Genomic DNA, 24,509 nt, shown 5'->3' on the forward strand with positions numbered 1-24,509 from the left:
ACTCTCCTGTTTAGCTCTGCAAAAACCGGGCAGAAGAAAACGGGAAGCTATCGCCCGCAGAATTGGCGGAGATTGTGAAAGTAATTGGAATCAGAGATGAGAAAACGGCCCGCGTAGTGTGCGCGAGCCGTTTTCAGTGCGTTCCGGAGTGATGCCGGAACCCTCCGGAGCGGTGACACACCGCCGGCTACCGCCAGACGTTCTCCACGGCCCGCCGGGCGGCGGCCGGGTCCACCGGCAGCCCCTGCCCGGCGAGCGCCGCGCCCAGTGCCGCGAGGGAGGCCTGGACCGCGTCCCGCGTCGCGTCGGCGCCGTAGTGGTTGACGCGGATCATCTCCTTCGCCAGGGCACCGCCCCCGGCGGCCAGCGGCAGCGCCGGGTCCGCCGCCAGGGCGCGGGCCACCAGCTCCGAGGCCACCACCCCGGACGGCACCCGCAGGGTCGTGGCGACCGGCGCCGCGTCCCGCTCCTGATGCACGTACGGCTCCAGGCCCCCGCCCAGCGCGACCGCACCCGCCCGCGAGGCCAGCGCGGCGCGCCGGTGCCGGGCCATCACCGTCTCCAGGCCGGCCGACTCGATCCGCTCCAGGCACGCCTGAAGCGCCAGCATCTCCAGCTGGGCCGGAGCGTGCGGCAGCGCCTTGCGGCCGGCGTCGGTCCAGCGCTCCTTCCAGTCCAGCAGGGACAGGTAGGAGCGGCGCGGGGCGTTCGGGTTGGCGGCCATCCGGGCCCACGCCCGCTCGCTCACCGAGATCGCCGACACCCCCGCCGGCCCGCCCATCGCCTTCTGCGCCCCGATCACGCACAGGTCCACGCCCCACGCGTCCGGCAGCACCGGCTCGGCGCCCACGGAGGCCACCGCGTCCAGGTAGAAGAGGGCACCCTGCGCCCGTACCACCTCGCCGATCTCCGCGACCGGGTTGGTGTTGCCGGTCGCCGCCTCGGCGTGCACCAGCGACACGAAATCGATCTCCGGGTGCTCGGCGAACGCCTCCCGGATCTGCCCGGCGGTCACCGCCGTGTGGAAGGGGACGGACAGGTCGTGCACCGTGGCGCCGGCGTCGCGCAGCCAGCCGCCGAAGGTCTGCCCGTAGGGGCCCGTGATCACGTTCAGGGCCACCGTGCCCGGACCGGCCGCCGCGCGGATCGCGCCCTCCAGCGGCAGCAGCGCCTCGCCCTGGGTGATCAGGACGTCCTGCCGGGTGTCCAGCAGCCGGGCCACCCCGTCCTCGATGGCGGCGAAACGCTCGGCGGTGAGCGGGGGCAGATCGAGGAAGGGGTGGGTCACGGCGGTGCTCTCTTCGCTCTCGGGAGGTCGACTCCACCGATCTTAGGTCGAAAGCCCTCGTGGCCATCGGTTTGATTTGAGAGACTCAAACCCTTCCTTATAATCGGAAGCCTCAGTTCCCCCACAGGAGATCTCCCCATGAAAACGCTCGCAGGGCGCCGGACCCGCCTCCTGGCCGCCACCACCGCGACCGCCGCACTCGTGCTCGTCGCGGCCGGCTGCTCCTCCAGCGACTCGGGGAGCGGCAAGACCACCGTCAAGGGCGTCCACCTGGCCAAGGCCGGTCAGCTGACCACCTGCACCCACCTGCCCTACCCGCCGTTCCAGTCGGAGGTGGACGGCAAGGTGCAGGGCTTCGACGTCTCCCTCATCGACCTCGTCGCCAAGGACCTCGGCGTCAAGCAGCAGATCCTCGACACGCCCTTCGAGAACTTCAAGACCGGCGCCTTCCTGAACTCCGGGGAGTGCGACCTGGCCGCCGCCGGCATGACCATCACCGCCGAGCGCAAGAAGAACGTCGACTTCTCCGACCCGTACTTCGAGGCCACCCAGGCCGTCCTCGTCGACAAGAGCAGCGGCATCGACTCGCTCGCCGACGTCAAGGCCAAGGGCAAGAAGCTCGGCGCCCAGGCGCAGACCACCGGCGAGGACTACGTCAAGGGCAAGGGCTACGACCCGATCTCCTTCGAGTCCTCCGACGCCGTCCTCAACGGCCTGCGCACCGGCCAGGTCCAGGCCGTCGTCATCGACTACCCCGTGGTCCAGGGCTGGCTGAAGGACAAGGCCAACGCGGACAAGTTCAAGGTCGTCGACAACCTCAAGACCGGTGAGCAGTACGGCTTCACCGTCAAGAAGGGCAACAAGGCGCTGCTCGACGCCATCGACAAGGCCCTCAAGGACGCCAAGGCCGACGGCACGTACAAGAAGATCTACGAGAAGTGGATCGGCCCGTACAACCCGTCCGTGGCCTCCCCCGCCGCCTCATGACCGACACGGACGTACAGCTGCAACCGAAGAAGAAGGGACTGACCCGGCGGCAGAAGCGCGGCATCTCGCGGGGCGTGCAGTACGCCGTCTTCGCCGCCGCCGTGATCGCCTTCGCGGTCACGGCCGACTGGGGCCGGCTGCAGAACCAGTTCGCCCAGGCGGACATCGCGAAGCAGATGTTCCCGGACGTCCTCACGCTGGCGCTGAAGAACACCGTGCTCTACACGCTGTCCGGCTTCGTCGTCGGACTCGTCCTCGGCATGGTCATCGCGCTGATGCGGCTGTCCTCCGTCGGCCCGTACCGCTGGCTGGCGGGCGTCTACATCGAGATCTTCCGCGGCCTGCCCGCCCTGCTGATCTTCATCTTCGTCGGGGTGGCCTTGCCCCTCGCCTTCCCCGGCACGGAGATTCCCGGCGGGACGTACGGCAAGGTCGCCATCGCGCTCGGCCTGGTCTCGGCCGCCTACATGGCCGAGACCATCCGGGCCGGCATCCAGGCGGTGCCCAAGGGGCAGATGGAGGCGGCCCGTTCGCTCGGCTTCTCGCCCGCCAGGGCCATGGTCTCCATCATCGTCCCGCAGGCCTTCCGGATCATCCTGCCGCCGCTCACCAACGAACTCGTCCTGCTCTTCAAGGACTCCTCGCTGGTGCTGTTCCTCGGCGTCACCCTGGAGGAGCGGGAACTGTCCAAGTTCGGCCGAGACCTCGCCAGTACGACCGCCAACTCCACGCCGATCCTGGTCGCGGGCCTGTGCTACCTGCTGGTCACCATCCCGCTCAGCTTCGTCGTCCGCCGTATGGAAGCCAAGGCCCAGGAGGCGATCCGGTGAGCCGTCCGGAGATCGAGGTCCGCGGACTGCACAAGTCCTTCGGCGACAACGAGGTGCTGCGCGGCATCGACCTGGAGATCGGCCAGGGCGAGGTCGTCTGCGTCATCGGCCCCTCCGGCTCCGGCAAGTCCACGCTGCTGCGCTGCGTGAACCTGCTGGAGGAGCCCACCAAGGGCCAGGTGTTCGTCGGCGGCACCGAGGTGACCGACCCCGACGTCGACATCGACGCCGTACGCCGCCGCATCGGCATGGTCTTCCAGCAGTTCAACCTCTTCCCGCACCTGAGCGTCACCGAGAACCTCACGCTGCCCCAGCGCCGGGTCCTCGGACGGGACAAGGCGACGGCCGCGCGCGTCGCCGCCGAGAACCTGGCCCGCGTCGGCCTCTCGGAGAAGGCGGACGCCTACCCGTCCTCCCTCTCCGGCGGCCAGCAGCAGCGCGTCGCCATCGCCCGCGCGCTCGCCATGGGCCCCGAGGTGATGCTCTTCGACGAGCCGACCTCCGCGCTCGACCCGGAGCTGGTCGGCGACGTCCTCGCCGTCATGCGCCGGCTCGCGCACGAGGGCATGACGATGATGGTCGTCACCCACGAGATGACCTTCGCCCGCGAGGTCGCCGACCGGGTCGTCTTCATGGACGGCGGCGTGATCGTCGAGGACGGCAGCCCGGACCGGGTGATCGGCGACCCGCAGCACGAGCGGACCCGGCACTTCCTGTCCCGGCTGCTCGACCCGGCGATGGCCGAGGTCGAGGAGGAGACCTCCGACCAGGTGGGGAAGTCCGAGCCGTAGGTCGTTAGGGTGCGGTGCATGAGCGATGGCGCGGTGCTGCACCTGAGGGGCAGGGTTCTGGCGGGGCCCGAGGACGTCCGGGACGAACTGTGGGTGGTCGGCGGGCGGATCTCCTACGACCGCCCCGCCGGCGCCCGCGACATCACCACGGTCGAGGGCTGGGCGCTGCCCGGCCTGGTCGACGCCCACTGCCACGTGGGCCTCGACGCGCACGGCCCCGTCGACGCGGAGACCGCCGAGAAGCAGGCGCTCACCGACCGGGAGGCGGGCACCCTGCTGATCCGGGACGCGGGCTCGCCCTCCGACACCCGCTGGATCGACGACCGGGACGACCTGCCGAAGATCATCCGGGCGGGCCGGCACATCGCCCGCACCCGCCGCTACATCCGCAACTACGCCTGGGAGATCGAGCCGGACGACCTCGTCGCCTACGTCGCCCGGGAGGCCCGGCGCGGCGACGGCTGGGTCAAGCTGGTCGGCGACTGGATCGACCGCGACCTCGGCGACCTCGCCCCCTGCTGGCCGCGCGGGGCGGTGGAGGCGGCGATCGCCGAGGCCCACCGGCTCGGCGCCCGCGTCACCGCGCACTGCTTCGCCGAGAACTCCCTGCGCGACCTGGTCGAGGCGGGCATCGACTGCATCGAGCACGCGACCGGCCTCACCGAGGACCTGATCCCGCTGTTCGCCGAGCGGGGCGTCGCGATCGTCCCCACCCTCGTCAACATCGCCACCTTCCCGCGGCTGGCCGACGGCGGCGACGAGAAGTTCCCGCGCTGGTCCGCGCACATGCGCCGGCTGCACGAGCGGCGCTACGACACCGTCCGCGCCGCCTACGACGCCGGCATCCCGGTCTTCGTCGGCACGGACGCCGGCGGCTCGCTCGCCCACGGCCTGGTCGCCGAGGAGGTCGCCGAGCTGGTCACCGCCGGCATCCCGCCGGTCGAGGCCCTCTCCGCCACCAGCTGGGGCGCCCGCAGCTGGCTCGGCCGGCCCGGACTGGAGGAGGGCGCCCCGGCCGACCTCGTGGTGTACGAGGCCGACCCCCGGGCCGACGTACGGGTGCTGGCGGCGCCGCGGCGGGTGGTGCTCAACGGGCGTGTCGTCGAGTAGGCGGGCGAGAGCGGACGTCCCATGACGCCGCTCCTTCGAATGACCGTGCGGGAAATCCACGTTCGGGTGAAGTAACCCCGGAACGCTGACCGTTCACCCACACCGGGGACAAGGTTGACGGGTCCCACGCAGGTTCCGTCTGGGGGTCCCACCGCCTTGAACAGCAACAACTTCCGCATGCCCGCACGCCGTCTCGCCGCGCTCGCGACGGCCACCGCGCTCACCGCGGCGCCGGCGGTCCTGGGCGCGGGCACCGCGCACGCGACCGGCGACCACGGTCGCGCCTCCGCCGTCGTCCTGCGCACCGGGCTCGACGTGTCCCTGCTCGCCAAGACCGTGCACGTGCCGCTCACGGTCTCCCTCGACGAGGTCCGGGCACCGCGGAGCGCCGACCGGACCGCACTGTCCGCCCGGCTCGACGGCGTGAACGGCGGCAAGGCGTTCACCGTCCTCGACGCGGACGCCGCCGAGGCCCGGGCCACGGTGGACAAGCGGCGGGCCGAGGGCTCGGTCCGGGTCGCCCACGTCCGGCTGCACCTGCCCGGCCTGCCCCTGCTGTCCCTGATCGAGGCCGACACGGTCACCGCCGAGGCGACCTGCGCGGTCGGCAAGGCCCCCACCGCCGCCGCGAACGTCCTCGGCGCCGTCACCGTCCTCGGCAAGCGCGTCACCCTCACCGCCGGCGGCCCGGCCGAGGTGAAGGTGCCCGGCGTCGGCGAGGTCCGCCTCGACCTCTCCCAGCGGCGCACCACGACCCGTACGGCCGCGGCGACCGCCCTCGAACTGAAGGTCTCCGTCGACCCCTTGAAGCTCGGCGTGGCCGGGGTGGAGGGAACGGTCACCCTGGCCGAGGCCACCTGCGAGTCCCCGATGGCCCCGCCCACCGGCACGCCGGTACCGAGCCACGACCCGGCCGGCGGCCCCCGCCCCCAGGGCGGCACCGCCGAGGCCGGCCTCGCGGAGACCGGCGGCGACTCGGCGACCCCCTACATCGCGGGCGGCGCGCTGGCGCTGCTGCTGGCGGGCGGGGGAGCGGTGACCATGGCCTACCGCAGGAAGCGCTGACGCCTGCCGCTCCCCGTCCCGGCCGTCACCCCGGGCAGGGAGCGGCCCCGCGGCCCGCCCGGAGTGCCGCCGCCCACCAGGACAGCCGGCCCAGCAGGGCCTCGGCGTACCCGGGGGGCCTCGGCGTCGAGCGGCAGGCAGCCCCCGGGGTCCCGGGCCGTTTAGCGGATGGCGGGGCGGTTCGCCCTTGAGCCGCCGGCTTTCCGCCCTCGGCCGGTCCGCCCTTGAGCCGCCGGCCGATGGCGCTCGGGCGGTCCGCCCTTGGGCCGCCGGCTTTCCGCCCTCGGGCAGTCCGCCCCTGGGCCGCCGGCCGATGGCGCTCGGACAGTCCGCCCTTGGGCCGCCGGCTTTCCAGCGCCGGGCCGTCAGCGGACGGCGCTCGGGTGGGTCGCCCCTGGGTCGCCGGCCTTCCAACGCCGGGCCGTCAGCGGACGGTGCTGGGGTGGTTCGCTCTTGGGCCGCCGGCTTTCCGCCCTCGGGCCGTCAGCGGATGGCGCTGGGGTGGGTCGCCCTTGGGCCGCCGGCCTCCCGACCCTGGGCCGTCAGCCGATGGCGCTCGGACAGTCCGCCCTTGGGCCGCCGGCCTTCCAGCGCCGGGCCGTCAGCGGACGGTGCTGGGGTGGTTCGCTCTTGGGCCGCCGGCTTTCCGCCCTCGGGCCGTCAGCCGATGGCGCTCGGGTGGGTCGCCCTTGGGCCGTCAGCCTCCCGCCCCTGGGCCGCCGGCCTCCCGCCCGCCTCCGGGTCGTCAGCCGGCGCCCTCCGCGCCGCGGCCTCTCAGCCGGCGGCCGCCGGGGTCTCCGTCTCGCAGCCGGTAGCCGCCGGGCCTTCGCCTCTCAGCCGGGCGAGGTGGACGGGTCGGCGGGAGGATCCAGGGCGGCCGACAGGGCTTTCAGGAAGGCGGTCGTGGTCGTGCGGTCCCGGACGGCCAGCCGTACCCAGTCCGTGCCGAGTCCCGGGAACGTGTCGCCCCGCCGCACCGCGTAGCCGAGCTCCCGCAGCCGTCGCCGTACCCCTGCCGCGCCCGGCATGCGGACCAGCACGAACGGCCCCTCCGCCGGCTCCACCACCCGCACCCCGCGAGCAGCGAACGCGGCCAGCCCGGTCACCAGGTGCGCCCGGTCCCCGGCGATGCGGTGCGCCGCGTGTCCCGCCTCGGCCAGCGCCCGCGGCGCCACGCAGGCCCGCGCCGCGGCCAGCGCCGGCGTGGACACCGGCCACAGCGGCTGGGCCCGTTCCAGCTCGGCGATGATCCCGGGCGCGGCGAGCACGTACCCGATGCGCAGCCCGGCCAGCCCCCAGGTCTTGGTGAGGCTGCGCAGCACCACGAGCCCCGGCACCCCGGTCCGCCCGGCCAGCGCCTCCCGCTCGCCCGGCACCGCGTCCATGAACGCCTCGTCCACCACCAGCGTCCGCCCGGCCCGGGCGAGCCGGACGACCGTCTCCGCGGGATGCAGCACGGACGTCGGATTGGTGGGATTGCCGATCACCACCAGGTCGGCGTCCTCCGGCACCGCCGCAGGATCCAGCCGGAACCCGTCCTCCTCCCGCAGCAGCACCCGGTCCACGGTGTGCCCGGCGTCCCGCAGCGCGGCCTCCGGCTCCGTGAACTGCGGATGCACCACCACCGGCCGGCGCACCTTCAGCGCGCGGGCGAGCAGCACGAACGCCTCCGCCGCCCCCGCCGTCAGCAGCACCCGTTCCACCGGCAGCCCGTGCCGCGCCGCCACCGCCGCCCGCGCGGCCCGCCCGTCCGGGTAGGCCGCGAGGGACGACAGCGAGCCGGCGATCTCCTCCCGCAGCCACGCCGGGGGCGTGTCCGCGCGGACGTTGACGGCGAGGTCGACCAACGCGGCCCCGTCGTCCCGTACTTCGGCGTCCCCGTGGTGCCGCAGATCGTGCCCGGCTCCGCCGGCCGCCTCAGTGCGCATGGCTGTGCGAGTGCCCCCCGTGATGGTGGTGCCCGTGCCCGTGGTGGTGGTCGTCGTCGTCCGGGTGGAAGTGCGGCTGCTGCGGCAGCCCCACCTTGTCCTCGAAGCCCGGCAGCGCGATCCGGTACACGCACGAGTCGCAGTTCATGCGCAGATCACCCTTGACGGCCTCCTCGTACCGCTCCATCACCAGGTCCAGCAGCTCCGGCTCCGGCCCGATGACGTCGGCGGACCGCACGTCGACGTCCCCGTGCGCGGCGGCCCAGTCCTCGGTCTGCCGCCGCACCCGGTCCGGCAGGATGCCGGTGAACAGGAAGTACGGCAGCACCACGACCCGCTTCGCGCCCAGCGCCACACACCGGTCCAGGCCGCTCGGCACGTCCGGCGCCGCCAGCGACACGAACGCCGTCTCCACCCCGGCGTACCCGCGGCCCTCCCACAGCAGCCGGGCCGCCTTGAACACCTCGGCGTTGGCGTCGGGGTCGGTCGAGCCGCGCCCCACCAGCAGCACGGTCGTCTCCGCGCGGTCCGCGCCGTCCAGCGCCTCGTCCAGCCGCCGCTCCAGCACGCTCAGCAGCGCCGGGTGCGGGCCCAGCGGGCGGCCGTAGGTGTACGAGATCCCCGGGTGCCGCTCCTTCTCCCGGGCCAGCGCGGCCGGGATGTCACCCTTGGCGTGCCCGGCGGACACCAGCATCAGCGGCACGGCGGCGAACCGGCGTACACCCTGCTCGACCAGCTCGCTGACCGCCTCGCCCAGCGGCGGCGGGGACAGTTCGATGAAGCCGCCGGCGACGGGCAGCCCGGGGTGGCGGCGCCCCAGCTCCCGGACGAAGTCGCGGAACGCCTCGGCTCCGGCGTCGTCACGGGTGCCGTGGCCGGCGATGAGCAGGGCGGGCGGGGTGGTCACGAGATCTCCTCAGACGAGACGAACAGGTACGGCAGGTACGGCAGCTGCGGCGGGGACGGCGGGCAGGGGAGGGGCCGGATCACCGGGTCTCCTCGCGGGTGCTCTCCTGCCAGCGGTAGCCGCGCGGGGTCACCATGCGCCCCGCGACGGTCCGGGTGGCGGTGTTGCCCACGGTGACGACCGTCATCATGTCGACGGTCGCCGGGTCGAGTCCGGCGAGCGTGGTGACCCGGCTCGACTCGTCCGGCCGGGAGGCGTTGCGGACCACGCCGACGGGCGTGGCCGGTGCGCGGTGCCCGGCGAGGATCGCGAGGGCCTTGGGCAGCTGCCAGTCACGGCCCCGCGAGCGCGGGTTGTAGAAGGTGACGACGAGGTCCGCCTCGGCCGCGGCGCGCACCCGGCGCTCGATGACCTCCCACGGCGTGTGCAGGTCGGACAGGCTGATGGACACGTGGTCGTGGCCCAGCGGCGCGCCGAGGATCGCCCCGGCGGCGAGCGCGGCCGTCACCCCGGGCACCCCGATCACGTCGATGTCGTCGGACGCCTCGGCGAGCGCCGGGGAGGCCATGGCGTACACGCCCGCGTCCCCGCTGCCGATCAGCGCCACCGCCTGCCCCCTGCGGGCCTCCGCGACCGCCGTACGGGCCCGCTCCTCCTCCGCGCCGAGCCCCGACTCCAGCACCCGGGTGCCGGGCCGCAGCAGATCGCGGATCTGGTCCACGTACTGGTCGAGCCCGACCAGCACCGAGGCCCGCCGCAGCTCGGCCGCCGCACGCGGGGTGAGCAGGTCCCGGGCGCCCGGACCGAGCCCGACCACCGCGAGCCGCCCGCGCGCCGGCCGCCGTACCACGGCACAGGTCGCCATCGCCGGCTGCCCGTCGGCACGCTCGGACTTCCGCTTGGGCACGAGGAGTTCACCGCCGCGCACCAGGGCGGCGGCCTCGGCCACCGACGGGGTGCCGACGGCCGCGAGCGGCGCCGCCGACGGATTGGGCACCGCCACGCCCGCCAGCTCCTCGGCCGAGTACGTCACCAGGGGCACCCCGAGCCGCTCGGCGGCGGCCACGATGCCGGCCTCCCCGGCCTTGGCGTCCACGGTGGCCAGCTCGCCGACCGACCGGGGCGACAGCCCCGCCTCCCGCAGCGCCTCCCCGACCAGGTCGAGGATCTCCTCGGCCGGCGCGCCCTTCGACGCGCCGACCCCGACCACCAGCGACGGCGGCCTGAGCAGCACCTCCCGCTCACCGGCCGGCACGGCACGGTCGGTGAGCCGGATCGTGTACGCCCCCTGCGGCGCGACCGGCAGCGGCGGCAGCGGCCACGGCACCTCCGCCTCCAGCGCGACCGGTTCGCCGTCCAGCAGGGCCCGGGAGACCGCGGCGACCGAACCCTCGCAGGGCAGCCCGAGCGTGTCCAGACCCGCCATCCCGGCGGAGTCCGTCGCGGTCGTCACCACCGGCTCGGCGCCCAGCAACTCCGCGACCTCGCGGGCGAGTTCGTTGGCACCGCCGCCGTGCCCGCCGACCAGCGACACCGCGAACCGGCCGCTCTCGTCCACGCAGACCACACCGGGGTCGGCCGCCTTGTCACCGAGCAGCGGCGCGAGCAGCCGTACCACCGCGCCGGTCGCCAGGAAGCACACCAGCTGCCCGCACTCGGCGAACGCGGCCCGTACGGCCTCCCCGACGGGACCCTCGTACACGCGCGTCCGGTCCGGCCAGGCCGCGGCCAGCCGGTCCCGCGCCGCCGCTCCCGCCGCCGTGGCGGAAATGAGGCCGATCACTGGGCAACTCCTTCACTAGACGCCGGGGTGCGCACGCCCCACAGCAGGAACACAGGATTGGTGGCCGCCAGCCGGGTCACGTCCCCGGGCAGCGGCGCCAGCCGCGACGACTGCAACAGCACCCCGTCACAGGTGAAGCCGGCCTCCGTCAGCGCCGCGCGCGCCGCCGGCACCCGGTCGAGGGCGGCCATGGCGACGACCACGGTCCGCCGGGCCCGCCGCGCGCACGCGCCGACGACGGCGGGCAGCTCGCGCCCTCCGCCGCCGACGAAGACGGCGTCCGGATCGTCCAGCCCCGCCAGGGCGGCGGGAGCCGAGCCGTGCACCACCCGCACGTCCACGCCGTGGGCGTCCGCGTTGGCGCGGATCCGCGCCACCCCGTCCGGGGCCTTCTCGACGGCGACGACGGCCGCGCCGAGCCGCGCGCACTCCACCGCGACCGAGCCCGACCCGGCGCCCACGTCCCACACCAGGTCGCCGAGGCGCGGCCCCAGCCGGGCCAGGGCCAGCGCCCGGACCTCGAACTTGGTGATCATCGAGTCCCGGTGCGCGAACCGGTCCTCGGCCAGCGCCCAGCCGGCCGGCCCGGCCGGCGCCCCCGCGACCGTACGGACCCCGCCGAGGGGCCGGCCCTCGTCCAGGCACAGCACCACGCTGACGTCCGGGCCCCAGTCCCGGGCGGCGGCCTCGGCGGGCGTGACCCGCTCGACCCGCTCCCGCGCGGACCCGAGGGCGGAGGCGACGACGAGCACCCGCCCGCCCGGCGCGGACGGGTCCTGCGACAGCGCCGCCCCGAGTTCCGCCGGACCGGCGCCCGGTCCCGTCAGCACCGCCACCTTCGGCCGCGCCCGGCACACGTTGACCGCCGTACGCAGCTCCCGGCCGTGCGCGCTGACCACGACCGCGTCGTCCCACGGCAGCCCGGCCCGCGCGAACGCGGCCGCCACCGAGGACACCCCCGGCCGCACGTCCAGCAGCCCCGGCCCGAACCGCTCGGCCAGCACCCGCACGATCCCGAAGAACCCCGGGTCGCCGGAGGCCAGCACCACCACCCGGCCCGCCTTCTCCAGGTGCCGCTCGACGACGTCCAGCGCCGGCGCCAGCGGGCCGAGCACGACCCGCTCGGCGTCCGCCGGCAGCCGTACCGCGTCCAGGTGCCGGCGGCCGCCGACGACCAGTGCGGCACCCGCGAGGACGTCCTCGGGGACGGGCGTCCCCGTCCCCGCGCCGACGACCGTGATCAACTCTTCGCCCTCTGCTCGCGCAGCGCCCGCCGCGCCTCCGGGTCGGCCTTGCGGTAGCCGTGGAAGTGGCCCGGGTGGTACAGGTGCGACCGCGTCCCGCTGGCGTCCAGCGCCGGGCCGACCAGGAACAGCGTGTGCTTCCAGAGCTTGTGCTCCTTGACCGTCTCCTCCAGCGTGCCGATCGTGCACCTCACGACCAGCTCCTCCGGCCAGGTCGCCTGGTAGGCGACGACCACGGGGGTGTCCGTCGGATAGCCGCCCTCCAGCAGTTCGCGCACCAGCTGCCCGCTGCGCGCCGCCGACAGGAAGACCGCCATCGTGGTGCCGTGCCGGGCGAACTCGCGCACCTCTTCGCCGGGCGGCATCGGCGTCTTGCCGCCGCCCAGCCGGGTCAGCACCACCGACTGCGCGACCTCGGGGATCGTCAGCTCGCGCTGCGCGAGCGCGGCCACCGCGGAGAAGGACGACACACCCGGGACGACCTCGGTCGCGATGCCGATCTCCTGGCAGCGGTCCAGCTGCTCCTGCGTGCCGCCCCACAGGGCCGGGTCGCCGGAGTGGATCCGGGCGACCTTCAGCCCCTCCTCGAACGCACGTCGGTACACGGCGACCACGTCCTCCAGGGACATGGTCGCCGAGTCCAGGATCTCGGCGTCCTCGCGGGCGTGTTCGAGGACCTCCGCCTGGACCAGGCTCGCGGCCCAGATCACCACGTCGGCCTCGGCGATGGCCCGGGCGGCACGGAACGTCAGCAGGTCGGCGGCGCCGGGGCCGGCACCGACGAAGGTCACCTTGCCGGTGGGGGCTTCGGCCATGGGAATCGGTCCTCTCCTACGAGTACTGCGGTTGTCGCTGTCGGACATGCGGGAACGCGGGTCGATCCGATAGCAAGGGCCTATGGCGGTCTTCGTCGCGCTCGGCGCGTTCCTGATGACGCTGGCCGGCGGCTGGACGGCACAGCGCGTGACCGACCGCCGCCATCTGGTCCTGGGCCTGGCCGGCGGGCTGATGCTGGGCGTGGTCGGCCTGGACCTGCTGCCGGAGGCGCTGCGCGCGGCCGGCCGCGAGGTCTTCGGCGTGCCCGCCGCCCTGCTGCTGTTCGTGGCCGGGTTCCTGCTCGCCCATCTGGTGGAACGCACCCTGGCCGCCCGCCAGGCGGCGCACGGCGGCGCCGAGGGGCAGGGCCGTCACCGGGCGCCCGAGGTGGGCCTGGCCGCGGCCGGCGCGATGGTGGGCCACAGCGCCATGGACGGCGTGGCGATCGGCGCGGCCTTCCAGGTGGGCAACGGCATGGGCACGGCCGTCGCGCTCGCCGTGATCGCCCACGACTTCGCCGACGGCTTCAACACCTTCACCATCACCAGCCTGTACGGCAACGCGCGCCGCCGGGCCGTCGCCATGCTGGTCGCGGACGCCTGCGCACCCGTGCTGGGCGCGCTGTCCACGGCCTTCTTCCACATCCCCGCACCGGTGCTGGGCTGCTATCTGGGCCTCTTCGGCGGCGTACTGCTCTATCTCGCCGCGGCCGAGATCCTGCCCGAGGCCCACCACGAGCACCCGGCCCGCTCCACCCTGCTGTGCACGGTGGCCGGCGTCGCGTTCATCTGGCTGGTGGTGGGCGTCTCCGGCTGAACCGGCCCACCCGGCCCGACCGGCGGCACCGGCGGGTCCGGCCGGCCGCGCGCCCGGAGCGGCAGCGCGGGCTGTCACAGCTTCCCGCCCCGCCCGCCGTCCCGCCGCGGGGGCGCGATCAGCGTCGACAGGTACGGCAGCGGCGTCCCGTCCAGCTCGGCGGCCGGCCGCACCGACTCCTCCGGCAGCCCCAGCGCCGACCCCCACACGGCGTCCTGGAGCCGGCCGTTCTCCGCCAGCGCCTCGGCCACCTCGGCGGCCTGCCGCCCGAACTTGTACGCCACCACGGTCCCCGGCCCGGCCAGCGCCTCCTTCAGCACGGCCGACCCGGCCGTCACCGGTACGAGGGTGAGCGGCTCGGTGCCCTCGGTCAGCACCGCCCCCGACCGGGCCGCGAGATCCTGCATCGCGGTGATCCCCGGCACGGTCTCCACGACGACACCCGGCACCAGCTCCGCGATGGTCTGCGCCAGATAGGTGAACGTCGAGTACACGTTCGGGTCGCCGATGGTGGCGAACGCTACGGACCCGTGCCGGGCCAGCAGCTCGGCGACCTTGGCACCGGCCGCGTCCCAGGCCGCCTCCCGCCGCGCCCGGTCGGTCCGCTCGTTCAGCGCGAACACCACCCGGACGACCTTCTCCCCGGGCACGTAGTGCAGCACCGTCGCCTCGGCCCGCCCCCGCTCCAGGGTGTCCATGACGGGTACGACGACGACATCGGCGGCCCGCAGCGCGTTGACCCCCTTGACGGTCACCAGCTCCGGATCACCGGGACCGACCCCGACTCCGACCAGCCTGCTGCTCATGACGTCCGGCACCTCTCCACGAACCGACGGGCGACACCGGGCTCGGACGCCCAGTGCGTGTGCAGATAACTCGCGTGCACGCCCTGCTGTACGAAACCTTCGACCCGCCGCGCCGGGGCGCGCACACCCCAGGCGGGAGCGGCACCGGCGCCGGGCTCGACGACCGTGCGGTGGAACTCGTGCCCCCGCATCCGCGTCCCGGCCGCCGCCAGCACACTGTCCCCGACGGCCACGGCGTCCCGGTAGCCGAGTGTCAGCCGTCCGGTCATCCGCGCGGTGGCGTCGAGCACCCCGCACATGGGCCGGCCGTCCAGCTCCCGGCAGAGGTAGAGCAGTCCGGCGCATTCGGCCGCTACGGGCGCGCCGGAGAGCGCGAGGTCCGCGACGGCCCGGCGCAGCGGCTCGTTGGCGGACAGCTCGGCGGCGTACACCTCGGGGAAGCCGCCTCCGACGACCAGCCCGGCCGTCCCGTCGGGCAGTTGCTCGTCGTGGAGCGGATCGAAGGGGACGACCTCGGCACCGGCGGCGGCGAGCAGCTCGGTGTGCTCGGCGTAGGAGAAGGTGAAGGCCTCCCCACCGGCGACGGCGACCACGGGTCCGCGCTTCCCGGCCCGCCGAGGAGGCTGGTCGTGGGCGGGCGGCTCGGGGGTCCAGGGGGCGGTGCCCTCCGGGAGGGCACCGGCACTCCGGGCGAGTGCTTCCAGCGCGTCCAGGTCACACCCTCGTACCACCTGCGCGGCCATCGCCGCGACGGCGTCGACCGCGGCGGCCCGCCGCTCGGCGACCGGGACCAGCCCCAGGTGCCGGGAGGGCACGTCCACCTGCCCGGTCCGCCGCAACGCGCCCAGCACCGGCACGCCGGAGGAGTCCAGCGCCTCCCGCAGAAGCTCCTCGTGCCGGTCGGACCCCACCTTGTTCAGGATCACGCCCCCGATCCGCACCCCGGGGTCCCAGGACGCGAACCCGTGCACCAGCGCCGCCACCGACCGCGACTGCGACGACGCGTCCACGACGAGCACCACCGGCGCCCGCAGCAGCTTGGCGACATGCGCGGTGGACGCCAGCTCGCCCTCCCCGGCGGCCCCGTCGAACAGCCCCATCACGCCCTCGACCACGGCCAGGTCGCACCCCCGCGCCCCGTGCAGGAACAGCGGAGCGACCAGCTCCGGCCCGCACAGGTACGCGTCCAGGTTGCGCCCCGCCCGCCCGGTCGCGAGAGCGTGGTACCCCGGGTCGATGTAGTCCGGCCCGACCTTGTGCGGGGACACGGCGAGCCCCCGCGCGGCGAACGCGGCCATCAGCCCCGTGGCGACGGTGGTCTTGCCGCTGCCCGAGGAGGGCGCGGCGACGACCAGCCGGGGAACGGCATTCACCACTCGATGCCCTTCTGGCCCTTCTGCCCCGCGTCCATGGGGTGCTTGACCTTGGACATGTCGGTGACGAGGTCGGCGAAGTCCACCAGCTTCTCCGGCGCGTTCCGCCCGGTGATCACCACATGCTGGGTGCCCGGCCGGTTCCGCAGCACCTCCACGACCTCGTCGGTGTCGATCCAGCCCCAGTGCATCGGGTACGCGAACTCGTCCAGCACGTACAGCCGGTACGTCTCGGCGGCCAGGTCACGCTTGACCTGCTCCCAGCCCTCGCGGGCCTTCTCCTCGTTGTCCAGCTGCGCGTCCCGCTGGACCCACGACCAGCCCTCGCCCATCTTGTGCCAGGCGACGGTCCCGCCCTGCCCGGAGGCACCGAGCACCTTGAGCGCGTTCTCCTCGCCGACCTTCCACTTCGCCGACTTGACGAACTGGAACACCCCGATGGGCCACCCCTGGTTCCAGGCGCGCAGCGCGAGCCCGAACGCGGCGGTGGACTTGCCCTTTCCGACGCCCGTGTGCACGACGACCAGCGGCCGGTTCCGGCGCTGGCGGGTCGTCAGACCGTCCTCGGGTACGACACTCGGCTGTCCCTGCGGCATTACGCGGCCCTCCCGCTCTGCATTCCCTTTACCAGCCCGGCGATCGAGTCCGCCCGCAGCTCGTCCAGCGTCACAGCCGTACCGCCCAGTTCCCCGGCCAGCTGCCCGGCGAGCCCGAGCCGCACCGGCCCCGACTCGCAGTCCACGACCACCGAGGCGACCTGCCCGGCCGCGAACAGCCGTGCCGCCCGCCCCGCGAGGGCGACCGGCTCCGGGCCGCCCGTGGCCCGGCCGTCGGTCACCACGACCAGCAGCGCCCGCCGCGCCGGATCCCGCAGCCGCTCCACGCGCAGCACCTCGTGCGCCTTGAGCAGGCCCGCCGCGAGCGGCGTACGCCCCCCGGTCGGCAGCGACTCCAGCCGCGCGGCGGCGGCGTCGACGGACGACGTCGGCGGCAGCGCGACATCGGCCGCCGAGCCACGGAAGGTCACCAGACCCACCTTGTCCCGCCGCTGGTAGGCGTCGAGCAGCAGCGACAGCACGGCGCCCTTCACGGCACTCATCCGCTGCCGCGCGGCCATCGACCCGGAGGCGTCCACCACGAACAGCACGAGGTTGCCCTCGCGCCCCTCCCGGGCCGCCTGCCGCAGGTCGTCCCGCCGGATCACCAGGCCCGGCCCGGACCGGCCCCGCGCCCGCTGGTGCGGCGCCGCGGCCTGCACGGTCGCCGCCAGGTGCAGCTTGGTCAGTGCCCCCCGGGGCCGCCGGGCCCCGGTGGTCCGCCCGTGCTCGGTGCGGGCCCGCGAGCGCCGCCCGGCCGCACCCTCGCCGATCCCGGGCACGCTCAGCACCTTCGTCCTGAACGGCTCGGCGGCCCGTACGGCCGACTGCTCCTGGGCGCCGGACGGCTGCGGCTGCCCGCCCTCACCGGCCTCGGGCCGCGCGTCACCGGCGCCGTCACCCCGCGGACCGCTGTCGGGCGCCGGCTGCCCACCGCCCCCACCGGGGCCGTCGGGGTCCGGATCGTCGTCGGGGGAGCCGCCGGAGGACTGCTCCAGCGTCTCGTCCAGCTTGTCCTCGTCCAGGCCCGGCGCGTCGAACGGGTTGCGCCGGCGCCGGTGCGGCAGCGCCAGCAGGGCGGCCTGCCGCACGTCCTCGGCGAGCACGTCGGTCCGCCCGGCCCACGCGGCCAGCGCGGTCGCGGTCCGCGCCATCACGATGTCGGCGCGCATGCCGTCGACCTCGAAGGCGGCACAGGTCGCCGCGATCTGCCGCAGCGCCCCGTCGCCCAGCCGCACCTGCGGCAGCAGCTCCCGCGCCGCCACGATCCGCTGCCGTACGGCGGCCTCCTCCTGCGCCCAGCGCGCGGCGAAGGCGGCGGGGTCGTCGTCGTACGCCAGCCGGCGCCGCACGACCTCCACGCGCAGGTCCGGCTCCCGCGAGGCCGCGACCTCCACGGTCAGCCCGAACCGGTCCAGCAACTGCGGACGCAGCTCGCCCTCTTCGGGGTTCATGGTGCCGACGAGCAGGAACTTCGCGGCATGCCGGACGGACACGCCCTCGCGCTCCACGTACGAGGCACCCATCGCCGCCGCGTCCAGCAGCAGGTCGACCAGGTGGTCGTGGAGGAGGTTGACCTCGTCGACGTACAGGATCCCGCGGTGCGCGTCGGCCAGCAGGCCCGGCTCGAACGCCTTCACGCCCTCCGCGAGCGCCCGCTCGATGTCCAGTGCGCCGACCAGCCGGTCCTCGGAGGCGCCCACGGGCAGCTCGACCATCCGCGCGGGGCGCTCGGTGCCGGGGCCGGCCTCGTGCGGCCCGTCCGGGCACCCCGGGTCCGGGGCGGCCGGGTCGCAGGAGAAGCGGCAGCCGGGCACCACGGCGACCGCCGGCAGGAGCGCCGACAGCGCCCGTACCGCCGTGGACTTCGCGGTGCCCTTCTCGCCGCGCACCAGCACACCGCCGACCGCCGGCGACACGGCGTTCAGCAGCAGCGCGAGCCGCAGGTCGTCCTGGCCGACAACGGCCGTGAACGGAAAGGGGGTGGTCACTTGTCGTCGCCCTCCAGGTCGCCTTCCAGCTCCAGGTAGGTGGCGCGCAGCCGCTCCAGCGTGTCCGCGTCCGGCTCCGCCCACAGGCCGCGGTCCGCCGCCTCCAGCAGGCGCTCGGTGATGCCGCGCAGCGCCCACGGGTTGGACTTCTTCATGAAGTCCCGGTTCTCCGGGTCGAAGACGTACTCCGCGCTCAGCTTCTCGTACATCCAGTCGTCGACCACGCCCGCCGTCGCGTCGTAGCCGAACAGGTAGTCCACGGTCGCCGCCATCTCGAAGGCGCCCTTGTAGCCGTGCCGGCGCATGGCCGCCATCCAGCGCGGGTTGACCACCCGCGCGCGGAAGACGCGGTGGGTCTCCTCGCCGAGCGTGCGGGTCCTCACCTGGTCCGGTACGGCCGAGTCCCCCACGTACGCCTCGGGGTTGGCGCCGGTCAGGTGCCGGACCATGGCCACCATGCCGCCGTGGTACTGGAAGTAGTCGTCGGCGTCGACCAGGTCGTGCTCGCGGGTGTCGACGTTCTTCGCCGCCACGGCGATCCGCCGGAACGCGGTCTCCATGTCCCCGCGCGCCGCCCGCCCGTCGAGCCCCCGCCCGTACGCGTAGCCGCCCCACACCGCGTACACCTCGGCGAGGTCGGCGTCCGAGCGCCAGTTGCGGGCGTCGATCAGCGGCAGCAGACCGGCGCCGTACGCGCCCGGCTTGGAGCCGAAGATCCGGGCCGTGGCCCGGCGCCGGTCGCCGTGCTCGCCCGTGTCCGCGTCGGCGTGCGCCTTCACGTAGTTGCGCTCGGCGGGCTCGTCCAGCTCCGCCACCGCGCGGACCGCGTCGTCGATCAGCCCCACCACGTGCGGGAAGGCGTCCCGGAAGAAGCCGGAGATACGGACCGTGACGTCGATGCGCGGCCGGCCCAGCTCTGCCAGGGGCACCACCTCGAAGCCGGTCACGCGGCGCGAGGCGTCGTCCCAGACGGGACGGCAGCCCAGCAGCGCCAGGATCTCGGCGATGTCGTCGCCCTGCGTGCGCATCGCGGACGTGCCCCACACCGTGAGGCCGACCGACTTCGGGTAATCACCCGTGTCCTGGAGATAGCGGGCCACGAGCGAGTCGGCGAGCGACTGCCCGACCTCCCAGCTCAGCCGGGACGGGATCGCCTTGGGGTCGACCGAGTAGAAGTTCCGGCCGGTCGGCAGGACGTTGACCAGTCCGCGGGTGGGCGAGCCGGAGGGGCCCGCCGGGACGTAGCCGCCGTCCAGCGCCTTCAGGATGTGCCCGATCTCGTCCGTCGTCCGGGCCAGACGCGGCACGACCTCCGTGCACGCGAACTCCAGCACGGCGACGGCGTCGGGCAGTTCGGCGCCGAGGACGTCCCTGAGCAGACCACGGCTCTGCGCGGCGTCCCAGCCGCGCTCCTCCATGCCCTCCGCGATCCGCCGGCACAGCTGCTCCAGCAGGTCGATCGCGTCGGAGGCCGTGCGCGCCGGGCCCTCCACCAGGTCCGTCAGCTCCACCGGCACCTTCACCGGGGCGCCCGGCTCGCCCAGCAGCTCCTTCTCCACCAGCCCGAAGTGCGCCGCCAGCGAGGCCCGCAGGCCCGGCAGGGCGTTAGCCCGGCCGCCCCACACCTGCGAGGCGCGCAGCACGGCCAGCACCAGGTTGACGCGCGGCTCGGCGACCGGCCCGCCGCCCAGGATGTGCAGGCCGTCACGGATCTGCACGTCCTTGATCTCGCACAGGTAGCCGTCGATGTGCATGACGAACTCGTCGAACTCCGCATCGTCCGGCTGCTCGTCCACGTGCAGGTCGTGGTGCAGCTCGGCCGCCTTGACGAGCGTCCAGATCTGGGCGCGGACCGCCGGGGCCTTCGTGGGGTCCAGGTCGGAGACGAGCGCGTACTCGTCCAGCAGCTGCTCCAGCTTGGCCAGGTCGCCGTAGGTGTCCGCGCGGGCCATCGGCGGCACCAGGTGGTCGACCACCGTGGCGTGCCCGCGCCGCTTGGCCTGGGTGCCCTCGCCGGGGTCGTTGACGATGAACGGGTAGACCAGCGGCAGGTCGCCGAGGACGGCGTCGGGCGCGCAGCCGCCGCCGAGGCCGAGGCCCTTGCCCGGCAGCCACTCCATCGTGCCGTGCTTGCCCATGTGCACGATCGCGTCGGCGCCGAAGCTGTTGTCCAGCCAGCGGTAGGCCGCCATGTAGTGGTGGGACGGCGGCATGTCCGGGTCGTGGTAGATCGCGATGGGGTTCTCCCCGAAGCCGCGCGGCGGCTGGATCATGACCACGACGTTCCCGAACTGCAGCGAGGCGAGCACGATGTCGCCGCCGTCGACGTACAGGCTGCCGGGCGGCTCGCCCCACGCCTCCCGCATGGCGTCCCTGAGCTGCGGGTCCAGCTTCTCGAACCACGCCCGGTAGTCCGCCAGCGGCACCCGTGCGGGCGCGGCGGCCAGCTGCTCCTCGGTCAGCCACTCGACGTCGTGGCCGCCGGCGTTGATGAGCCGGTGGATCAGCTCGTCGCCGTTGTCGGGGTGCCCCTCGACCGCGTACCCGGCGTCCCGCAGCGCGTCCAGCACCCGCACCGCCGACGCGGGCGTGTCCAGGCCGACCGCGTTGCCGACCCGGGAGTGCTTGGTCGGGTAGGCGGTGAAGACCAGCGCGATCTTCTTCTCGGCATTGGGCTTGTGCTTCAGCCGGGCGTGCCGCACGGCGATCCCGGCCACCCGCGAAGCCCGCTCCGGGTCGGCGACGTACACCGGGACCTCGTCCGGTCCCTGCTCCTTGAAGGAGAACGGGACGGTGATCAGCCGGCCGTCGAACTCCGGGATCGCGACCTGCATCGCCGCGTCCATGGGCGACAGGGCCGCGTCGGACTCCTCCCAGGCGCTCTTCGACGAGGTCAGGCAGAGACCCTGCAGCACGGGCACGTTCAGGTCGGCGAGCGCGCCGATGTCCCAGGACTCCTCGTCACCGCCCGCCGAGGCCTGCGAGGCGTGCGTGCCGCCGGCCGCGAGCACGGTGGCCACCAGCGCGTCGGTCCGGCCCAGCAGCTCGTACAGCCCGGGGTCCGCACCGCGCAGCGAACCGCAGTACACCGGGAGGGCGTTGGCGCCCTGCGCCTCGATCGCCTCGCACAGGGTGTCCACGAAGGCGGTGTTCCCGCTCAGTTCGTGGGCGCGGTAGAAGAGCACTCCTACGGTCGGGCGGCCGTCCCGCAGCGGGTACGAGCCGTGGACGCCGTACTCCGGCATCTTGCGCGGCTCCTCGAAGCCCTCGCCGGTCAGCAGCACGGTGTCCGACAGGAACCGCGACAGCTCCAGCAGGTTCGCGGGCCCGCCCTCGACCAGGTACCGCAGCGCCTCGGCGACCACGCCGGCCGGCACGCTCGACTCGGCCATCAGCTCGGCGTCCGGCACGGCCTCGCCGCCCAGCAGGACGGTCGGGATGCCGGCCGCCTTCAGCGCGGCCAGTCCGTCCTCCCAGGCCCGCTTGCCGCCCAGCAGCCGTACGACGGCGAGGTCCGCGCCCTCGACCAGGCCGGGCAGCTCCCCGGCGACGTCGACCCGGGTGGGGTTGCCGATCCGGTAGTCCGCGCCGGAGGCCCGGGCCGCCAGCAGATCCGTGTCGGCGGTCGACAACAACAACACTGTGCTCATGCGGGCGCTCCCGGTGGAATGAAAGGCAGTCCTTGCGGCGCGCCCGACTCGATGAGCCGCCAGAGCGCGTCCGTGTCCGCGTGCTGTTCGATCAGGTCGCCGAGCCGGTCCAGCTGCTCCTCGCGCAGCGCGGCGAAGGAGGTGTCCGGCGCGGGCACGAAGCGGCGGCCCGAGGCGGCGGCCACCTCGCGCAGGAAGGCCCGGCGGAAGCCGTCGGACTCCAGCGAGCCGTGCCAGTGGGTGCCCCACGTCTGGCCGACCCGGCAGCCGTCCAGGAAGGGTTCGCCGCCCTCGACGGCGGCCACGCCGTGGTGGATCTCGTAGCCGTCGACGCGCTCGCCGAGGGCTTCGCCGCCGGGCCGGGTCAGGGTCTTCTCGCGGGCGAAGCGCACCCGGACGGGCAGCACGCCGAGCCCGTCGACCGCGCCGGCGCGCGACTCGACCTCGTCCTCGATGTGCTCGCCGAGCACCTGGAAGCCGCCGCAGATGCCGAGGACGGGCCGCTGCTCGGCGGCCCTGCGCACGAGGGCCTCGGCCAGGCCCCGCTCGCGCAGCCACTGCAGCGCCCGTACGGTCCCGCGCGTGCCCGGGACGACCACCAGGTCGGCGTCGGCCAGCTCCTCCGGGCGGTCCACGAACCGCACCACGACGCCCGGTTCGGCGGCCAGCGCGTCCACGTCGGTGAAGTTGGACATCAGCGGGATCGCGCACACGGCGACCCGCAGCACGTCCTCGCCGACCGGGGGAGCGACCGCGGACTCCCGTACGGTCCCGCGCAGGGACACGCGCAGCCCGTCCTCCTCGTCGATGCCGAGCCCGTGCCGGAAGGGCAGCACGCCGTAGGTCCGCCGTCCGGTCAGGTCCCGGAGCATGTCCAGCCCCGGTTCCAGCAGGGAGACGTCGCCGCGGAACTTGTTCACCAGGAAGCCGGCGACCAGCTCCTGGTCCTCCGGCGAGAGCAGGGCGACCGTACCGAAGAACGACGCGAAGACGCCCCCGCGGTCGATGTCGCCGACGACGAGCACGGGCAGCCGCGCGCCCCGCGCGATCCCCATGTTGACGATGTCGGTCCGCCGCAGGTTGATCTCGGCCGGACTGCCCGCCCCCTCACAGATCACCGCGTCATACGTGCCCCGCAACTCGGCCAGGCAGTCCAGCACCGTGCCCAGCAGCCGCTGCTGGCGCCCGCCGTGGTACCCGCGCGCGCTCAGCTCGCCCACCGGCTTGCCGAGCAGCACCACCTGGCTGCTCTGCTCGCCGCCGGGCTTGAGCAGCACCGGGTTCATCAGCGCGGTCGGCTCGATCCGGCAGGCCTGGGCCTGCATCGCCTGCGCCCGGCCGATCTCGGCGCCCTCGCGTGTCACGAACGAGTTGAGCGACATGTTCTGCGCCTTGAACGGCGCGACCTTCACGCCCTGGCGCACCAGCCAGCGGCAGATACCGGCCGTCACGACGCTCTTGCCGGCGTCGGAGGTGGTGCCGGCGACGAGGAGACCACCGTTCACTTCCCGCGTCCCTTCAGGAGTCGGCGCGCGGCGAGCGTGCTGCCGAGGGCGAGCAGTCCGACGCGGCGGGAGAGCCGTACCGCCCGGTCGATGTCGGTGACCCGGACCGGCCGTCCGGTGGCGCCGTTGAGCACCGGGCGGTGTTCGACCCGGCCGCCGTAGGAGAGCGTCCCGCCCAGGCGGACGCCGAGGGCACCCGCGAAAGAGGCCTCCACGGGCCCGGCGTTGGGGCTCGGGTGCCGGTGCGCGTCGGCCTTCCAGGCGCGCAGGGCACCGCGCGGGTCCGGTCCGGCCGCGGCGGCGAGCACGGCGGTCAGCCGGGCCCCCGGCCAGCCGGCGACGTCGTCGAGGCGCGCGGCGGCCCAGCCGAAGCGCCGGAAGCGGGGCGAGCGGTGACCCACCATCGCGTCCAGGGTGTTGACCGCCCGGAACCCGAGGAGCCCCGGGACCCCGGCCACCGCACCCCACACGAGGGCGCCCACCACCGCGTCGGAGGTGTTCTCGGCGACCGACTCGACCACGGCCCGCGCGATGCCGTCGGCGTCCAGTGCCTGCGGGTCCCGGCCGCACAGGTGGGGCAGCCGCGCCCGGGCCGCCTCGACGTCCCCCGACTCCAGGGCGCGCCCGATCGCGCGGGCCTCCCGGGCGAGCGAGGTGCCGCCCACCACGGCCCAGGTGGCGGCGGCGGTCAGTGCGACGGAGGCGGTAGGACGGGGGCGTACGGCAGCCGCGGCCAGCGCGCCGAGTGCGACGGTGCCTCCGGCGCACACGGCGGTGTGCAGGGCGCCCCAGCCGCGGTGGTCGTGCCACAACGCGCCTTCCGCGGCGCCCGCCGCCCGGCCGAACGCGGCGACGGGATGCCCGCGGCGCGGATCGCCGAGGAGCAGGTCTGCCAGGACGCCGGCGGCGGCGCCGTACGCGTACGTGCGATCGGCACCCATCGGCTCAGCCGGCCGTGGGAACAGGAACGGGCCTGGTACGAGTCCTCGATGGGCAGCCGAGCATGGCGATATGTGTCCTCAC

At 74.5% G+C, this 24,509-nt stretch carries 19 protein-coding genes; 6 read left to right on the forward strand and 13 right to left on the reverse strand.

The genetic code is table 11. The features are described from left to right. Nucleotides 1–187: 187 nt before the first annotated feature. On the reverse strand, nucleotides 188–1,288 hold the full coding sequence (locus tag IG05_RS0129290) for a pyridoxal-phosphate-dependent aminotransferase family protein (RefSeq protein WP_030347037.1): 1,101 nt from the start codon (nucleotides 1,286–1,288) through the stop codon (nucleotides 188–190). Nucleotides 1,289–1,426: 138 nt separating this feature from the next. Between IG05_RS0129290 and IG05_RS0129295 the strand changes: the two genes are divergently transcribed. The 5 genes from IG05_RS0129295 (at nucleotide 1,427) to IG05_RS0129315 (ending at nucleotide 6,071) form a co-directional block, all read left to right on the forward strand. Further along, nucleotides 1,427–2,275: a transporter substrate-binding domain-containing protein gene (locus tag IG05_RS0129295; RefSeq protein ID WP_030347038.1), complete on the forward strand. Its 849-nt coding sequence runs from the start codon at nucleotides 1,427–1,429 to the stop codon at nucleotides 2,273–2,275. Further along, on the forward strand, nucleotides 2,272–3,105 hold the full coding sequence (locus tag IG05_RS0129300; protein ID WP_030347039.1) for an amino acid ABC transporter permease: 834 nt from the start codon (nucleotides 2,272–2,274) through the stop codon (nucleotides 3,103–3,105). The genes IG05_RS0129295 and IG05_RS0129300 overlap by 4 nt, the downstream gene beginning before the upstream one ends. Beyond that, nucleotides 3,102–3,896 (forward strand): amino acid ABC transporter ATP-binding protein, encoded by a 795-nt coding sequence (locus IG05_RS0129305; RefSeq protein WP_030347040.1) that lies wholly within the window; start codon nucleotides 3,102–3,104, stop codon nucleotides 3,894–3,896. Before IG05_RS0129300 ends, IG05_RS0129305 begins: the two co-directional genes overlap by 4 nt. A gap of 18 nt (nucleotides 3,897–3,914) precedes the next feature. Then, nucleotides 3,915–5,006 (forward strand): amidohydrolase family protein, encoded by a 1,092-nt coding sequence (locus IG05_RS0129310; RefSeq protein ID WP_030347041.1) that lies wholly within the window; start codon nucleotides 3,915–3,917, stop codon nucleotides 5,004–5,006. A 156-nt stretch (nucleotides 5,007–5,162) separates the two neighbouring features. Next, nucleotides 5,163–6,071: an SCO1860 family LAETG-anchored protein gene (locus IG05_RS0129315; RefSeq protein WP_030347042.1), complete on the forward strand. Its 909-nt coding sequence runs from the start codon at nucleotides 5,163–5,165 to the stop codon at nucleotides 6,069–6,071. A gap of 833 nt (nucleotides 6,072–6,904) precedes the next feature. Here IG05_RS0129315 and cobC read toward each other — a convergent pair. The 5 genes from cobC to cobM all read right to left on the reverse strand — a co-directional run bounded on the left by cobC (nucleotide 6,905) and on the right by cobM (nucleotide 12,748). Beyond that, nucleotides 6,905–7,999 (reverse strand): Rv2231c family pyridoxal phosphate-dependent protein CobC, encoded by a 1,095-nt coding sequence (cobC, locus tag IG05_RS0129320; protein ID WP_051790383.1) that lies wholly within the window; start codon nucleotides 7,997–7,999, stop codon nucleotides 6,905–6,907. Beyond that, a complete protein-coding gene (locus IG05_RS0129325) occupies nucleotides 7,989–8,906 on the reverse strand; it encodes a sirohydrochlorin chelatase (protein ID WP_030347044.1) in 918 nt (305 codons plus the stop codon). Before IG05_RS0129325 ends, cobC begins: the two co-directional genes overlap by 11 nt. A gap of 79 nt (nucleotides 8,907–8,985) precedes the next feature. Beyond that, nucleotides 8,986–10,689 (reverse strand): precorrin-3B C(17)-methyltransferase, encoded by a 1,704-nt coding sequence (gene cobJ / locus IG05_RS0129335; RefSeq protein ID WP_030347045.1) that lies wholly within the window; start codon nucleotides 10,687–10,689, stop codon nucleotides 8,986–8,988. Next, the gene (locus tag IG05_RS0129340) at nucleotides 10,686–11,933 is read right to left on the reverse strand and encodes a bifunctional cobalt-precorrin-7 (C(5))-methyltransferase/cobalt-precorrin-6B (C(15))-methyltransferase (RefSeq protein ID WP_030347046.1); all 1,248 of its coding nucleotides are present in this window, start codon (nucleotides 11,931–11,933) and stop codon (nucleotides 10,686–10,688) included. Before IG05_RS0129340 ends, cobJ begins: the two co-directional genes overlap by 4 nt. Continuing rightward, nucleotides 11,930–12,748 carry a precorrin-4 C(11)-methyltransferase gene (gene cobM / locus IG05_RS0129345; RefSeq protein ID WP_030347047.1) on the reverse strand — a complete coding sequence of 273 codons (819 nt, stop codon included), beginning with the start codon at nucleotides 12,746–12,748 and terminating at the stop codon, nucleotides 11,930–11,932. The genes IG05_RS0129340 and cobM overlap by 4 nt, the downstream gene beginning before the upstream one ends. A gap of 82 nt (nucleotides 12,749–12,830) precedes the next feature. Here cobM and IG05_RS0129350 point away from each other — a divergent pair, with 82 nt between their 5' ends. Then, complete coding sequence (locus IG05_RS0129350) at nucleotides 12,831–13,565, forward strand: ZIP family metal transporter (protein ID WP_030347048.1); 735 nt, start codon at nucleotides 12,831–12,833, stop codon at nucleotides 13,563–13,565. Nucleotides 13,566–13,639: 74 nt separating this feature from the next. On the opposite strand, the gene cobI is transcribed toward IG05_RS0129350, so the two are convergent. The 7 genes from cobI to IG05_RS0129385 are packed head-to-tail and all read right to left on the reverse strand — an operon-like array spanning nucleotide 13,640 to nucleotide 24,427. After that, the gene (gene cobI, locus IG05_RS0129355) at nucleotides 13,640–14,371 is read right to left on the reverse strand and encodes a precorrin-2 C(20)-methyltransferase (protein WP_030347049.1); all 732 of its coding nucleotides are present in this window, start codon (nucleotides 14,369–14,371) and stop codon (nucleotides 13,640–13,642) included. Further along, nucleotides 14,368–15,747: a cobyrinate a,c-diamide synthase gene (locus tag IG05_RS0129360; protein ID WP_030347050.1), complete on the reverse strand. Its 1,380-nt coding sequence runs from the start codon at nucleotides 15,745–15,747 to the stop codon at nucleotides 14,368–14,370. Before IG05_RS0129360 ends, cobI begins: the two co-directional genes overlap by 4 nt. Continuing rightward, nucleotides 15,741–16,340, reverse strand: a complete 600-nt coding sequence (cobO, locus tag IG05_RS0129365; RefSeq protein ID WP_030347051.1) for a cob(I)yrinic acid a,c-diamide adenosyltransferase — start codon at nucleotides 16,338–16,340, stop codon at nucleotides 15,741–15,743. Before cobO ends, IG05_RS0129360 begins: the two co-directional genes overlap by 7 nt. Then, entirely contained in the window at nucleotides 16,340–18,331 is a 1,992-nt protein-coding gene (locus tag IG05_RS0129370) for a putative cobaltochelatase (protein WP_030347052.1), read from the reverse strand. Before IG05_RS0129370 ends, cobO begins: the two co-directional genes overlap by 1 nt. After that, nucleotides 18,328–21,981 (reverse strand): cobaltochelatase subunit CobN, encoded by a 3,654-nt coding sequence (gene cobN, locus IG05_RS0129375; protein WP_030347053.1) that lies wholly within the window; start codon nucleotides 21,979–21,981, stop codon nucleotides 18,328–18,330. Before cobN ends, IG05_RS0129370 begins: the two co-directional genes overlap by 4 nt. Then, nucleotides 21,978–23,486 (reverse strand): cobyric acid synthase, encoded by a 1,509-nt coding sequence (locus IG05_RS0129380; RefSeq protein ID WP_030347054.1) that lies wholly within the window; start codon nucleotides 23,484–23,486, stop codon nucleotides 21,978–21,980. Before IG05_RS0129380 ends, cobN begins: the two co-directional genes overlap by 4 nt. Next, complete coding sequence (locus IG05_RS0129385; RefSeq protein ID WP_030347055.1) at nucleotides 23,483–24,427, reverse strand: cobalamin biosynthesis protein; 945 nt, start codon at nucleotides 24,425–24,427, stop codon at nucleotides 23,483–23,485. Before IG05_RS0129385 ends, IG05_RS0129380 begins: the two co-directional genes overlap by 4 nt. Nucleotides 24,428–24,509: the final 82 nt, after the last annotated feature.

It is taken from the genome of Streptomyces sp. NRRL S-1022 (assembly GCF_000720135.1).
Taxonomy (GTDB): Bacteria; Actinomycetota; Actinomycetes; order Streptomycetales; family Streptomycetaceae; genus Streptomyces.